We start from the raw sequence: 14,617 nt of genomic DNA on the forward strand, positions 1-14,617 counted from the left end.
TTGTGGTGACTGCGATTCTAGGGAACGGCCGCGCCCCTCCGGGCGCCGGCCGAGTCGCCGCCTACACCAAAATTCGGGACGCGTCCCAGTGGGGACGCAAAAGAGGCGTGACGGGGGCGAAGACGCGGCCTTGAGCCACGCCCCGCTCGCGCCCGGCCGGACACAATCGAGAAGCTCCTGCCTATACGCACACTTTTGGCGCCAGAACGTTCGTTTTGACGGGAGCTTCTCACGTGTCCCTCGGGGCCGCCCGGAACGTGAGCCGCTAGCGCGTGGAGTTTCTCGCTACCACGTCGTAGCCCATCCTGAGCTCGCGCGGCACGGAGTCGTCCCCGGACATCATGCCCACGAGCATCTTGGCCGCCTCGGCGCCGGAGGTCTTGTAGTGGTGGTGGACCGTGGTGAGCGTGGGCGTGACGATCTGCGACAGCTCCGCGTCGCCCACGCCGCTCACCGACACGTCCTCGGGGACGCGCCGCCCGTACTCGCGCAGGCACGTGAGCGCGCCGTAGGCGATCGTGTCCGTGGCGCACACGATGGCGTCGAGGCCCTCCACGCGGTCGAGCAGCGCCTCGGCCTGCTCGTAGCCGGAGTCCACGGTGAACTCGGCCACGGCCATCGTGTCGGGGCCCACCTCGATCCCGGCGTCCGCGCACGCGGCGAGAAACCCCTCGCGGCGCATCCGGCCGGCCGAGACGTCCTCCTCGAACACGCCGACGTAGGCGGGCCTGCTCGCGCCGCGCAGCGCGAGCCGGGTGACGTCGCGCACGGCGTGGAAGTCGTCCTGGTAGACGCAGGTGCGCCCGGGGACCCGCTGGTCCAGCACCACGAGCGGCACCCCCAGCGCGTCGAAGGCCTCCTCGTGCTCCGGCGACACCACCGTGGCCACGAGGATGACGCCGTCCACGCGGCTCCTCTCGGCGAACAGCCGCAGGAACTCTACCTCGCGCGACGCGTCGTTGTCCGTGTTGGCGAGAAGGACCTGGTAGCCGGCCGGGTTGAGGACCCCGGTGATGCCGGCGACCATGCGGCTCACCGAGGCCGAGCTGATCTTGGGCAGCACCACGCCCACCACGTCGGTCCTGCCGGTGCGCAGCGACTTGGCCTGGCTCGAGGGCACGTAGCCGGTCTCCTCGATCACGCGGCGGATGGCCTCGCGCTTCTCCTGGCTGACGTAGCCGTCGTTGAGGTAGCGCGAGACCGTGGCCCGCGAGACCCCCGCCATCTGCGCGATCTGGTTGATGTCCATGGCGCCTCCCTCCGCGTGACGAGTGTAGCGCAGGGGCCCCGGGCCCCGCGCGCCGCCCAGGCGTATCATCGACGGACGGGGGCCACCAGGCGAGGGGAGAGCCATGTCGAGAAGGGCCAGCCAGCCGGACCGCATCGAGGTGCGCGGGGCGCGCGTGCACAACCTCAGGAACGTCGACGTGGACGTCCCGCTCGGCGAGCTCGTGGGCATCGCGGGCGTCTCGGGCTCGGGCAAGAGCTCGCTCGCGCTCGGCACGCTCTACGCCGAGGGCAGCCGTCGCTACCTGGACGCGCTCTCCACCTACACGCGCCGCCGCATCGGCCAGGCGGCCCGCGCCACGGTGGACGAGGTGCGCCACGTGCCGGCGGCGCTCGCGCTGCGCCAGCGCCCGGGCGTGGGCGGCGTGCACTCCACCTTCGGCACCTCGACGGAGCTGCTCAACTACCTGCGCCTCATGTTCTCGCGCCTGGGCAGCCACCGCTGTCCCCACTGCGGCGCGCACGCCGAGCCCTCCATGGCCGTGGCGCTCATGCAGCCCATCACGTGCCCCAGCTGCGGGCGCGAGTTCTACGGCCCCGGCGCGGAGGACCTCGCCTTCAACAGCGGCGGCGCCTGCCCCACCTGCGGCGGCACGGGCATCGTGCGCACGGTGGACGAGGCCACGCTCGTGCCGGACGAGTCCATCAGCATCGACGACGGGGCGGTCCTGCCGTGGGGCAGCCTCATGTGGGACCTCATGAAGCAGGTCTGCGGCGCCATGGGCGTGCGCACGAACGTCCCGTTCAACCAGCTCACGCCCGAGGAGCGCGAGATCGTCTTCCACGGCCCGGCCGAGAAGAGGCACATCCTCTACCACGCCAAGAAGGGCGACAACTTCGCGGAGCTCGACTTCACGTACTTCAACGCGGTCCGCACGGTCGAGAACGCGCTCGCCAAGGCCAAGGACGAGAAGGGCCTCGCGCGCGTGGCGCGGTTCCTCCGCGAGGACACGTGCCCGGACTGCGGCGGCACGCGCCTCTCGGAGGCGGCGCGCGGACCGGTGATCGACGGCATGACGCTCGCCGACGCCACGGCGATGACGCTCGACGAGCTCGCCGCCTGGGCGCCCGGCGTGCCTGCGCTCATGCCCGAGGCGATGCGGCCGATGGCGTCAACGATCTGCGGCGAGATGCGCGAGCCCATCGAGCGTCTCCAGCAGCTGGGGCTGGGCTACCTCAGCCTCGACCGCGCCAGCGCCACGCTCTCCACCGGCGAGCGCCAGCGCGTGCAGCTCGCCCGCGCGGTCCGCAACCGCACCAACGGTGTGCTCTACGTGCTCGACGAGCCGTCCATCGGCCTGCACCCTTCCAACGTGGAGGGGCTGCTCGGCGTGGTGGACGATCTTCTCGTCGACGGCAACTCCGTGGTGCTCGTGGACCACGACGTGCGCGTGCTGCGCCGCGCGGACCACCTCATAGAGATCGGCCCAGGCTCGGGCGCGGACGGCGGCCGCGTCATCGCCCAGGGCACGGTCGGGGAGGTCGAGAAGAGCCCGGCGTCGCGGATCGGGCCGTTCCTGTCCGGGGCGCGCCGGGTGTGGGCGCGCGGGCGCTGCGGCGCGGACGGGGTCTTTGCCAACGGCGCCATCCGCCTGGAGACGGGCGCCATCCACACCGTGCGGCCGCTCGCCGTCGAGGTCCCGCGCGGGAGGCTGACCGCGGTCACGGGCGTCTCGGGCAGCGGCAAGACCACGCTCGTGCTCGAGAGCCTGGTGCCGGCCCTGCGTGCGGCGATCGCGGGCGAGGCGCTGCCGGCGCACGTGGTCTCGGTTGAGGCCGAGGGCATCCGCCGCGCCAACCTCATCGACGCCACGCCGATCGGCGCCAACGTGCGCTCCACCGTGGCCACCTACTCGGGCGTCCTCGACGACCTGCGCCGCGCCTACGCCAAGCTGCCCGAGGCAAGGGAGCGCGGGCTCAAGGCGGGCGCGTTCTCCTACAACACGGGGAGCCTGCGCTGCCCCACGTGCGACGGCACGGGGCAGATCTCACTCGACGTGCAGTTCCTGCCCGACGTGGACGTGCCCTGCCCCGACTGCAACGGCGCACGCTACGCCCGCGCGGCCTACGACGTGCGGCTGGCCGGTGACATCAGCCTGCCCGAGCTGCTCTCCTACACGGTGGACCAGGCGCGCGCCGCGCTGGCCGAGACCAACCTGCGCTCGGCCAAGGCCAGGCTGCAGGTGCTCTCCGACCTGGGTCTCGGCTACCTCACGCTCGGCGAGGCCACGCCGGCGCTCTCGGGCGGAGAGGCGCAGCGTCTCAAGCTCGCGAGCGAGCTCACGCGCGACCAGGACGACGCGCTCTTCGTCTTTGACGAGCCCACCATCGGCCTGCATCCGCTCGACGTGGAGGTGCTGCTCGGCGTGCTGCAGCGCCTCATCGACAACGGCGCCACCGTGGTGGTGATCGAGCACGACCTGGACATGATCGCGAACGCCGACTACGTGATCGACATGGGCCCGGGCGGCGGCGATGCGGGCGGGCGCGTGGTGTGCGCCGGCACGCCCGAGCAGGTGGCGGCCTGCCCCGAGAGCGTCACCGGCCGCTACGTGGCCGAGGAGCTGGCGGGGTAGGGCGCGCCGCCTCCGGAGGCGCCCGGTCGTCCCGCGCCCTTCTCGCCGCCTACGCGCCCTCGAGGAAGGCGCCGGTCTGGCGGTCCCAGAGGCGCTCGTACTCGCCGCCGGCCTCCGCGAGCTCGGCGTGCGTGCCGTCCTCCACGATCCTGCCGTCGGCGAGCACCACGATGCGGTCGAGCGCGGCCACCGTGGAGAGGCGGTGCGCCACCACGATCGAGGTGCGGCCGGCCATGAGGTTCTCGAGCGCGCCCTGCACGAGGGCCTCCGACTCGGAGTCGAGCGCGGAGGTCGCCTCGTCGAGCACCAGGATCGGCGCGTCGGTCAGGATCGCGCGCGCGATGGCCACGCGCTGGCGCTGCCCGCCGGAGAGCTTCACGCCGCGCTCGCCGACCATCGTGTCGAGTCCCGCCGGGAGCCGCTCGATGAACTCGGTCGCGTTGGCCAGCTCGGCCGCGCGCCAGATCTCGTCGTCGGTGGCGTCGGGCCGGCCGTAGGCGATGTTCTCGCGAATGGAGCGGTGGAAGAGCAGCGCCTCCTGCGGCACGTAGGCGATGCTGCGGCGCAGGCTCTGCTGGGTGCAGCGGCTCACGTCCTGCCCGTCCACGTAGACGTGGCCGTCCTGCACGTCGTCGAGGCGCAGCAGCAGCTTGGTGAGCGTGGTCTTGCCCGATCCCGAGCGACCCACCAGGCCCACGCGCTGGCCGGCGGGGATGTGCAGCGTCAGGTCCTCGAAGACCTTCTCGCCGGGGGCGGCGTCGCGGTAGGCGAAGCCGAGGTGGTCGAAGTCGATGGCGCCGCGCTCCACGCGCAGCTCCCTCGCGTCCGCGGCGTCCTCCACGAGGCGCGGCTCGTCGAGGACGCGCGTCATCTCGGAGGCGTCGCCGAGGGCGCGGTTGATGCGCTGCATCATGGAGTTGATGTAGTTGAAGCGCATGGAGAGCTGGTAGGTGTAGGTGAACATCATCACGAGCGTGCCCGCCGAGATGTCGAACCACGCGTTGCCGCCGGCCACGAAGACCGAGACCACGAGCATGATCAGCGTGATGAGGGCGCTCGTGGCAAAGCCCCGGCGCATCGTGGCGTGCATGCTGCGCGACTCCGCCTCGCGCGCGGCCTGCGCGGCGTCCTCGAAGAGGCCGCGCTCAAAGTCCTCGCGCCCGCAGGTCTTGACGGCCAGGATGTTGGTCACCGCGTCCGAGAGCACGCCGGAGAGGCGGTTCTGCGCCTCGGCCGTCCTCTGCGAGAGCGGCAGGATCTTGTGGTAGAGGTGGGTCGCCACCGCCACGTAGGCCACGAGCAGCACCGTGAGGATGGCCATGTAGCTGGGCACCACCGGCGCGAGCGTCACGAAGGTGCACACCACGGAGGCGACCGTGGGGATCAGCGAGTAGACCACCACGTCCACGAGCGCCGTGTAGCCGCCGGTGAAGCGCGTGGTCTGGCTCACGAGGCTGCCGCCGAAGCGGCTCGTGTGAAACGTCATCGACTGGTTGGACAGCGTGTCGAAGCACAGCCGCGACAGGTGGTAGTTGCCGTTGATCTCCAGCTTGTAGACCGTGTAGTCCTGCAGCTTCGAGAACGCCTGGCCCACGGCGTTGACGAGGAGAAGCGCGAGCACGTACGGGCCGAAGACCGTCGCGACCTGGTCGGCCGGGACGGGCGAGGCCTGCACGCGGTCGACGATGAGGCCCATCACGTAGGTGTTGGCGTAGGTGAGCAGGGCGATGTAGCCGGCCGACGTGATGACGGCGAGCGCGGCGATGCCGGGCTGCATGCGCGTGACGTCCCAGAACCTCCTGAGCGTGCGGCGGACGGTGGAGCGCTGGAGCGGGGCGACGTTTCTCTGGGCCATGGGGGTTCCTTCCTCGGGCTTCTCGCCCTGGCAGGGTAGCACGTTGGCAACGTCGCGTCACTTCTGGGCGGCGGCGATGCGCCCGCGTTCGCTCCCGGGCGCGCACTTCGGCCCAAAAATACCACTCCGCGTGCCGACGACTGCCTCGCGCGGCCGACGCGCAGCCCCGCCCGTGCCCGTCGCCTCTTCCGTCGCTCTGCTCCGTGCGCGACGCCGCTAGCGCCCACCCAGCTTCAGCCGCCCAGGACGGTGGGAGCCACCATGAGCAGCGTCCCCGCCACAACCAGCGCGAGCCCCGCCGCCGCGCGCCGGCTCAGGCGCTCGTGCAGCACGAGGCCCGAGAACGCCACGGTCACGACGATGCTCAGCTTGTCCACCGGTACCACCACGCTCGCCGGCCCCTCCTGGAGCGCCCGGTAGTAGCACAGCCACGCCGCGCCCGTCGCCACGCCCGAGAGACAGATGAAGCCCAGCTCGCCCCGCGGCACCTCGCGCACGCGGGACGCCTTGCCCGTCACCAGCACCATGACCCAGCTCATCACCAGCACCACGCCCGTGCGCAGCGCCGTGCCGAGGTTGGACTCCACGCCCTCGATGCCGACCTTGCCCAGGATCGACGTCAGCGCGGCGAACACGGCCGAGCCCAGCGCGTAGAGGGCCCACGCGCGGCCCCCGCCGCCCCGAGCGTCTTCGCGGCCGCTGCCCGCGGTCGGCTCGCAGCGCTCCACCATGAGCAGCGTGCCCGCGCCGATGAGCGCGATCGCGACCACGTCGGACCAGCCGATCGGCTCGCCGAGCAGCGCGAACGCGAGCACCATCGTGAGGATGGTGCTCAGCTTGTCGATGGGGGTCACCCGGTTGACGTCGCCGAGCTGCAGCGCGCGGAAGTAGCAGAGCCACGAGGCGCCGGTCGCCAGGCCCGAGAGGACGAGAAACGCCCAGGTCCGAGGCGTGATCTGGCTGATGGTGCCGGCCGAGCCCACCACGGCCACCATCAGCCACGCAAACGCGAGCACCACGATGGTGCGGACGGCGGTGGCGACGGTCGAGTCGGTCCGCCGGATACCGCACTTGGCGAGAATCGCCGTCAGGCCCGAGAAGAGCGCCGAGCCGAGCGCGTACGCAAGCCACATGGAAGCCCCCTGACGTCAGGGCGCATCATAGCCCGCCTATGTGACGGCTGCGTTGCGCGTCGCGCGCGGCCCTTTACAACGCCTGTCCGCGTGCTAGGGTCACGCAGGGGAAGTGATGCGTCATGACCATAGAGAAGCGTTGCGAGAAGGGCGTCGAGAGGGACGGTGGCGCCCCAGCGGCCGGCGTGAGCAGGAGGGGCTTTCTCGCCGCGGCGGCAGCCGGCGCGGCGGCGCTCGCGCTGGCGGGGTGCTCGGGCGGCGACCAGGCCGCGGACCCTGACGGCCAGGACGCCCCCGAGGCGGCCTCGCTCGAGGGGCGCAGCCTCACCTTTATCGGCGACGACAACTTCAAGCCCTACCGCTACGTGCAGACCGGCGACGACGGCTCGCAGACCGTCGTGGGGCTGGACATCGCCGTGGCGGACGAGCTGGCCAGCCGCCTCGGCTTCACCTACGCCTTCGAGCCGATGCCCTTCTCGGGCACCCTCACGGCGATCCAGAACCGCCAGGCGGACTTCTCGATGAGCCTGTCGTCCAACCCGGAGCGCGAGCAGACCTTCGACTTCACGCAGGGCTACTTCCAGCCGCGCGTGGGCGTGCTCGCCTCGTCGGACGCCGCCGCTGCGCAGTCCGTCCAGGACCTCGACGACCTGCGCCTCGTGTGCATGACGGGCACGGTGCAGAACCAGATGCTGACCACGCTGCTGCCGGACGCCCAGCTCACGACCTTCGACTCCGCCGACCAGGCCATGCAGGAGGTCGTCGCGGGCCGCGCGGACGCCTACGTCTGCGACGGTGCCGAGGGGCGGTCCATGGCCGAGGCCAACGAGGGGCTCACCTGCACGCTGCTCCCGTCGGACGAGACCTCGGACTACGTGGGCGCCTATCGCGTCATGGGGTGGAAGGGCGCCGACTTCATCCCCCTGTTCGACCAGGCCATCTCGGACATGCGCGACGACGGCACGCTCGACTCCCTCGTCTCGGAGTGGGTGGGCCCGGACTTCGTCGCCGCGTCCTAGCGGCTGCGCGCGGCGCGCGAGGGAAACCGATGCGCTTCGACCTCATAGAGCCCTACCTGCTGATGTTTCGCGACGGCGTGGGCGTGACGCTTCTGTTCACGGTGCTCTCGCTCGCGGTGGCGCTCCTGCTCGGCGTGCTTCTCGCCGTGCTCAAGGTGCAGCCGTGGCGGCCGGTCCGGGCGGCGCTGCGCCTCTACACCTCGGTCTTCCGGGGCGTCCCCCTCATGGTGCTGCTCTTCATGACGTACTTCGCCACGCCGCAGCTCACGGGCTGGGCCATCACCCCGCTCGAGGCGGGGGTCATCACCTTCGGGCTCAACGGGTCGGCCACGATCTCGGAGGTGCTGCGCGGCGGGATCTCCGCGGTGGGCGCGGGGCAGTGGGACGCCTCCCGCGCGCTCGGGATGACGTACCTGCAGACGATGCGCAGCGTCGTTCTCCCGCAGGCGCTGCGCTCGACCGCGCCGGCGCTGGTCAACGAGACCATCACGATGCTCAAGGGGTCCTCGCTCGTCTCGACGATCGGCGTCGTGGACGTGCTCAAGACGGCCACGACCATCCAGTCGATCACGTTCCGCGCGTTCGAGCCGCTCCTGGTCGCCGCGGTCATCTACTACGCGCTGGTACTCGTGCTGTCCGCCCTGGGCCGGCGCCTCGAGGCCGCGCTCGCGACGCGCTAGCTCGGTGTTGTCGCCGATATGGGCTATTTCATTATCGTCCCTCGAGGCCGCGCTCGCGACGCGCTAGCTCGGATCGCGAGCGCGGGCCCTACCGCACGAGCAGCCAGGCGAAGTCCCAGGCGGGAAGCTCCGTCCGCTCGAGCGCGCCCCTCTCGCCCGTCAGCAGGTCCTCGCAGCTCACCTCGCCCGGCATCCAGACCTCGCGCGGCTCGTCCGAGAAGTTGAAGATCGCGAAGAGCGTCTCGTCGCCCGCGCGGCGCGTGAGCCACAGGATCGCGGGGTCGCTGTAGTCGGAGACCTCCACGGCGGCGTCCGCGTCAAAGACGCCGTGGGCGCGGCGCACGGCCTCCAGCTCCTGCAGGGCGTCGAAGAGGCGCTGCTGCACGGTGCCCGACTCGTCGATCCTGTCCACGAGCACCCAGTCGAAGCGCCCGCGGTGGATGTAGCGCGAGTCGTCGGCGCGCTCGGGGTCCTCCTGGTAGGAGTAGTCGTTGACCTGGCCCACCTCGTCGCCGCTGTAGAGGATCGGCAGCCCCGACTGCGCGAGCAGGTAGGCGTGCAGCATGACGTCCTTGCGCACGGCCACGTCCATCTGGGCCTCGTCGTTCTCGAAGCCGGCCGCCTCGATGCCGCACAGCGACGCGGTGGTGGCGCAGAGGCGCGCGTCGCCGGTCACGGGGTCGGCGTTGTAGAGGACGCCGCGGCTCGTGCTGCCGGGAACGCGGCCGCAGAAGTAGTCGTTGAGAAAGCGCTTGTGCGCGACCTCCTCCATGCCCCAGGCCTCGAGCGCGGGGTAGTCGAGCCCCCAGCCGATGTCGTCGTGGCAGCGCAGGTAGTTGAGGAAGGTGTACTCACGCGGCAGGCCGCACACCACGTCGAGCTGCCGGCGCAGCAGGCGCGTGTCGCGGCAGGCCACCGTGTGCCAGGTGGTGGCCATCGTGGTGACGTTGTAGAGCATGTGGCACTCGGGCTTCTCGACCGTGCCGAAGTAGGGGAGGACCTTGTCGGGCTCCATGACCACCTCGCCGAGAAGGGCCACGCCCGGGCAGACCACCTCGGAGATCAGGCGCATCATGCGCACGATGGTGTGCACCTGCGGGAGGTTGCGGCAGTTGGTGCCGAGCTGCTTCCAGATGTAGGGGACGGCGTCGAGGCGCATGACGTCGATCCCCTGGTTGGCAAGGTACAGGAAGTTGTACATCATCTCGTTGAACACGCGCGGGTTGCGGTAGTTCAGGTCCCACTGGTAGGGGTAGAACTGCGTCATCACGCACTGGCCGCGCTCGGGCAGGTAGGTCCACTGGCCGGGGGCCGTGGTGGGGAAGACCTGCGGCACCTCGCGGTCGTACTGGTCGATCACCGCCTGGTTGGACTCGAAGAAGTAGCGGCTCATGTACTCGCCCTCGCCCGCGCGGGCCCGGCGCGCCCACTCGTGGTCCTCCGAGGTGTGGTTCATCACGAAGTCCATGCACAGGCTGATGTCGCGCTCGTGGCAGCGCGCGGCGAGCGCGGCGAGGTCGTCCATCGTGCCGAGCTCGGGGTTCACGCGGCGGAAGTCCTTGACCGCGTAGCCGCCGTCCGAGCGGCTGCGGTCGGACGGCGTGTCGAGGAACGGCATGAGGTGCAGGTACGTGACGCCGCAGCGCTCGACGTAGTCGAGGCGGTCCTGCACGCCGCGCAGGGTCCCGGCGAAGTTGTCTACGTAGATCTGCATGCCGAGCATGTCGCGGTCGCGATACCACGCGCGGCCCTCGCGTCGCTCGTCGAGGGCGCGCAGGGCCTCGGGACGCTCGTCGTAGAAGGCGCGCATCTCGTCCACGAGCTCGGCGAACATCGCGCCGTTGTCGTAGAGCTCCATGTAGAGCCAGCGCAGCTCGTCATGGGCCGCGCGCAGCCGGCGGAAGTAGACGGCGTCGGCGCGGGCGCGCGCGGCGGAGCGGGCGAGCGGGTGCGGCCGGGCGGCCGCGGCGTCTGCCTGCGTGCGGCGGGGGCGCTTCTTCGTATCTGCCATGGGGAGGTCCTCCCTCTTGCTGTTCCCTGAGGCCCGGATGGCCAGTCACAGCCCAGTCTAGGCGCGCCGTGCGCGACCGCGGCCGAGCAATCTGCGAGCGCGCGTCCTTCTCGGCGCGCGTTGCGTTTGCGCGGTGGGCGCAGCACGGTCAACTCGGGCTTGAGGACGGAGTGCCGCGCCACCATATGTAAGTGGCCGCGTGCCATAGTTAAAGGGTTGGCTGCTGTCTTGTGGGAGGGGGTACGTTGAACGTCAAGCAGCTCAGGTACGTCTGCTCGATCGTCGAGCTGGGCAGCTTCTCGGCCGCCGCGGCGAGCCAGGGCGTCTCGGTGCAGGCGGTCTCCAAGTCCATGGCCGAGCTCGAGTCCAAGCTCGGCGCGCCGCTCTTCGAGCGCCTGAGCGGCGGCGTCCGCCCCACTCCCTTCTGTCGCGCGCTCGCCGGGCGCGCCCGCCGCGTGCTCGACGAGTGGGACGACCTCGAGCGCTTCGCCCGCTCCGGCGTTCGCGTGGCCTCCCTCGACGAGCCGTTCCGCATGGGCTTCTGCTGCCTCGAGTACGCCGGCGTCGACCGGCTGGTCTCGCTGATTTCGGCGGTCTCGTCCAAGGTGATCGGCCGGCGCGTGACGGTGCCGTTCGTGCCCTGCGACACCGCGCTCGACGAGCTGCGCGCGGGGCGCGTGGACGCCCTCATCACGCTGGGACCGCTCGAGGCCGACGACGTAACCTGCGGATCCCTGGGCGGCATGTCGTCGGCGGCGCTGCTTCCTCCTGGGCATCCCCTCGCCGGGCGCCCCGAGGTCACGATCGACGAGCTCGGCGACTACCCCGTGCTCGACCCGGTGCGCTTCGAGCACTTCTCTCGCGCCGTCGTGGGGGCGTACGCGGCGCTTGGCCTGCGCTCCGAGCGCGTGCGCGTGTGCGGCCACGACGAGGCGGTGGCGCTGATGCGGCGCGGGGGCTACTCGTTCATCGTGGCCGGCAACATCACCGGCGCGGAGGCAGACGGCGTCATCCGGCCCATCGTCGACGCCGCGGTCATCCCCATCTGCCTCACGACCCTGCGCGACTCGAGCGCGATCGACTACGTCGGGTTCCGCCGCGCCCTCGTGCGCCTCGGGCTCTTCTCGTAGGCCCGCGCCGGGCGCGTCCCTCACGCGTCAGGCCTGCGGCCGACGGGCCCTTCTCGCCTGACGGGCCCTTCTCGCTTCACCCACGCCCGTCGTCCCCTCCCGCCTCAACAACCCGCAAAAAATGATTTCATAACCATATATTCGCATGATTGGGTTTCTGAAAAGTCAGAATTTGCGGGTTGTTTGGGGGAGAGGGGTACAGTCAGCGGATGGCCCCGCGCCGGCCGCAACCGCGCTGCAACCGCACGTTGCGCGATAGGTGGTGGGCGCAACCGGACCCCGAGGGCTATGGTTCTACCAAAGAGGGTCGAGGTCGGGAGGTGCCAGATGATTCTGGGAATGGGTCCGAGCGAGCTTGCGATCATGATTCCGCTGCTGCTGATCCGGGTCTTGCCCTGGGTGTTGATGGTGGTCCTGGCGATCCTGGCCATCCGCTGGTTCCTGCGGCAGGAGCGCGCGTCGCGCGACCCCGAGACCGTGGCGCAGCGCCGCTCGCTCGGCGAGGTGCTGCGGGCGCATCGCGAGCGCTGCCATATGACGCAGGAGCTTGTGGCCGAGAAGGTCGGTGTGAGTCGGCAGGCCGTCTCCAAGTGGGAGCAGGGTACGTCCGAGCCCAGCACGACCAACCTCGTCAAGCTCGCGCGGCTCTACGGCGTAGACCCCGCCGACCTCCTGCGCGAGGTGGGGGAGTAGGGGGCTCGCCCTCTCTGCGTCGGCATATGCCACCCCTGCCCTCGTCCAACAACCCGCAAAAAATGATTTCACAACCATATAATCGCACGATTGGGTTTCTGAAAAGTCAGATTTTGCGGGTTGTTTGGGGAGAGGGACACGGCCGGCGGGCTGTCCGCGCCACCCCCGCCCAGTAACCGGGCCGCCGCCCTCCGCGCTTGGGGTATAACTGCCTCAGCAACCGATCCGAGGAGGCAGCCATGAACGAGGTCATCCGGGCCCTGCGCGAGCGCCGCAGCGTGCGCGCCTACACCGACGAGATGCCTACCCGCGAGCAGATCGAGCAGGTGATCGACGCGGGCCTGTGGGCGGCGAGCGGCATGGGGCGGCAGGACCCGATCGTCGTCGCCGTGACCGATCGTGCCCTGCGCGACCGGCTCAGCGCCATGAACGCCCAGATCATGGGCAAGCCGGGCACCGACCCGTTCTACGGCGCGCCGGTCGTGCTCGTGGTGCTGGCGCCGCGCGACGTGCCCACCCACGTCTACGACGGCAGCCTCGTGATGGGCAACCTCATGCTCGCGGCGCACGCGCTCGGGCTCGGCAGCTGCTGGATTCACCGCGCCAAGGAGGAGTTCGACACGCCCGAGGGCCGCGCGATCCTGGCCGAGCTGGGCGTCGAGGGCGACTACGAGGGCATCGGCCACTGCGTGCTGGGCTACCCCGCGCAGGAGCCCGAGGCCAAGCCGCGCAACGACGGTCGCGTCTTCTTCGCCGAGTAGGGGGCGAGAAGCTCGCGCCGCCCGCGCGCCGGCCGCCCAGCCCGTCGCGTCGCGAGCGCCCCGTTTCTGCTAGGGTAGGGGGCCGCCGGGACTTCCGGCGGCCCCTTTTGCTACGGAGGCAGACCCGTGGATCTCAGTCAGGCCATAGAGTGCGCGAACGCCCTCGTCTTCCCCGGATTCCTGGTGGACGACGCGTCGCTCTCGGCGGAGCGCGCCCGCAACGAGGAGGCGCTCTCCACGCTGCTCGCCGCGTGGCGTGAGGCGCCGGCGGGCAAGGAGCCGTTCTCGTTCGAGCTCGTGCGCTCGCTCGCCGATCGCAACCGCGACGTCTGCGACCGCTTTGGCATCGAGCGCCTGCGCGACGTCTCGACCACGTGCCTGGCGCGCTCGCTTTCCCCGGCCGACCTCATCCACGCGGTCGCGGTGCTCCAGCACCGCACGGACGCGCAGGTCGCGGCCCTGGCCGGGCCCGATGCGCGCGACCTCAACGTGGCCTGGGTCGACGCGCCGGTGTCGGGCCCGGTGGTGGGCATCGACATCGAGACCACCGACCGCGACCCGTCGCGCGGCTACATCATCAACGTCGGCCTCGAGTTCATGACCGTGGGGCCCAAGGCCAGGCCGCACGACCCCTTTGCCGCCTACTTCGGCCTGCCCGCGATGTACGCCGAGAAGGGCGTGCCGCTGGCGGACATCCACAAGATCCAGTGGTCCGATCTCGAGGGCCGCCCCGCCTTCCGCGACGACAAGCGCGCCCAGCAGGCCATTCTCGCCGCGCTGACCGCCTACCCGTTCATGGCGCACAACGCCGCGTTCGAGGACTCGTGGTTCATGCTGCACATCGACGGCTACGCTGAGGCCCGCAAGGCCGGGCGCGTGACCGTGATCGACACGCGCGACGTCTGCCGGCGCGTGGACCCCGAGACGCGCCTGCTGCCGCACGAGCAGCGCCCGGCGTCGCTCGAGAGCTGGGCTCGCCGCCGCGGCACGCTCAAGCCCCACGAGTCGGAGCGCCACCTCGGCATCGACGACGTCGAGCTCATGCTCGCCACCGTCCAGGCCGAGTTCAAGGAGCGCAACATGCTCTAGGGCGGTTACGTACGCTCCTGCCGGTTACGTACACTGTTCCAGAACTCATGTACCTCTCGTCAAGCTTCTGGCCTGCGGTTTTGCTGGCGAGAAGCCCGTTTCAAACTTGCAACTGCGTACGTAACCGGCGGGAGTGTACGCCGATACTGTTTAGTGGCCCGGGAGCCCGTTCCGGGCTATGATGCGCGGCGCGGGGTGGTGGCTCCGGAGTGTGCCGGCGCCCCTTGGGGCTGCCCTCGGTGCGACCTGCCCCGCCCCGCGCGGCGCGGCCGCGGGACGGCCATGACCTAATAGGAGCATGGGCGCGGGACCGCGGGCCCGGACACCCGCAATCATAGCGCCCCCGTCGGCGTCCTGTCTCGCCCGAACGCCCCGCGCCACGC

At 70.7% G+C, this 14,617-nt stretch carries 11 protein-coding genes; 7 read left to right on the forward strand and 4 right to left on the reverse strand.

The genetic code is table 11. The features are described from left to right. Window positions 1-265 precede the first annotated feature (265 nt). Complete coding sequence (locus ACWTSU_RS07155; protein ID WP_455139184.1) at window positions 266-1,249, reverse strand: LacI family DNA-binding transcriptional regulator; 984 nt, start codon at window positions 1,247-1,249, stop codon at window positions 266-268. Between the two features lie 103 nt (window positions 1,250-1,352). Between ACWTSU_RS07155 and ACWTSU_RS07160 the strand changes: the two genes are divergently transcribed. Next, on the forward strand, window positions 1,353-3,863 hold the full coding sequence (locus ACWTSU_RS07160) for an excinuclease ABC subunit UvrA (protein WP_455139186.1): 2,511 nt from the start codon (window positions 1,353-1,355) through the stop codon (window positions 3,861-3,863). 49 nt (window positions 3,864-3,912) lie between these two features. Here ACWTSU_RS07160 and ACWTSU_RS07165 read toward each other — a convergent pair whose 3' ends face one another. Together ACWTSU_RS07165 and ACWTSU_RS07170 are read right to left on the reverse strand one after the other, a co-directional pair. Continuing rightward, complete coding sequence (locus ACWTSU_RS07165; protein WP_455139188.1) at window positions 3,913-5,718, reverse strand: ABC transporter ATP-binding protein; 1,806 nt, start codon at window positions 5,716-5,718, stop codon at window positions 3,913-3,915. Window positions 5,719-5,951: 233 nt separating this feature from the next. Beyond that, the gene (locus ACWTSU_RS07170; protein ID WP_455139190.1) at window positions 5,952-6,851 is read right to left on the reverse strand and encodes an EamA family transporter; all 900 of its coding nucleotides are present in this window, start codon (window positions 6,849-6,851) and stop codon (window positions 5,952-5,954) included. Between the two features lie 122 nt (window positions 6,852-6,973). Here ACWTSU_RS07170 and ACWTSU_RS07175 point away from each other — a divergent pair, with 122 nt between their 5' ends. Both ACWTSU_RS07175 and ACWTSU_RS07180 read left to right on the forward strand, forming a co-directional pair. Further along, window positions 6,974-7,870: a substrate-binding periplasmic protein gene (locus ACWTSU_RS07175; protein ID WP_455139192.1), complete on the forward strand. Its 897-nt coding sequence runs from the start codon at window positions 6,974-6,976 to the stop codon at window positions 7,868-7,870. A gap of 29 nt (window positions 7,871-7,899) precedes the next feature. Continuing rightward, entirely contained in the window at window positions 7,900-8,550 is a 651-nt protein-coding gene (locus ACWTSU_RS07180; protein WP_455139194.1) for an amino acid ABC transporter permease, read from the forward strand. Between the two features lie 88 nt (window positions 8,551-8,638). Here the strand turns inward: ACWTSU_RS07180 and ACWTSU_RS07185 are convergent, their stop codons facing one another. Then, on the reverse strand, window positions 8,639-10,561 hold the full coding sequence (locus ACWTSU_RS07185) for an amylosucrase (RefSeq protein WP_455139196.1): 1,923 nt from the start codon (window positions 10,559-10,561) through the stop codon (window positions 8,639-8,641). A 245-nt stretch (window positions 10,562-10,806) separates the two neighbouring features. Here ACWTSU_RS07185 and ACWTSU_RS07190 point away from each other — a divergent pair, with 245 nt between their 5' ends. The 4 genes from ACWTSU_RS07190 to ACWTSU_RS07205 all read left to right on the forward strand — a co-directional run bounded on the left by ACWTSU_RS07190 (window position 10,807) and on the right by ACWTSU_RS07205 (window position 14,234). Then, window positions 10,807-11,691: a LysR family transcriptional regulator gene (locus ACWTSU_RS07190; protein ID WP_455139198.1), complete on the forward strand. Its 885-nt coding sequence runs from the start codon at window positions 10,807-10,809 to the stop codon at window positions 11,689-11,691. 327 nt (window positions 11,692-12,018) lie between these two features. Next, complete coding sequence (locus ACWTSU_RS07195) at window positions 12,019-12,384, forward strand: helix-turn-helix domain-containing protein (RefSeq protein ID WP_455139200.1); 366 nt, start codon at window positions 12,019-12,021, stop codon at window positions 12,382-12,384. 239 nt (window positions 12,385-12,623) lie between these two features. Then, window positions 12,624-13,145 carry a nitroreductase family protein gene (locus tag ACWTSU_RS07200; RefSeq protein ID WP_455139202.1) on the forward strand — a complete coding sequence of 174 codons (522 nt, stop codon included), beginning with the start codon at window positions 12,624-12,626 and terminating at the stop codon, window positions 13,143-13,145. Between the two features lie 126 nt (window positions 13,146-13,271). Beyond that, the gene (locus ACWTSU_RS07205) at window positions 13,272-14,234 is read left to right on the forward strand and encodes a 3'-5' exonuclease (RefSeq protein ID WP_455139204.1); all 963 of its coding nucleotides are present in this window, start codon (window positions 13,272-13,274) and stop codon (window positions 14,232-14,234) included. Window positions 14,235-14,617 lie beyond the last annotated feature (383 nt).

This window comes from Thermophilibacter sp., from assembly GCF_966187215.1.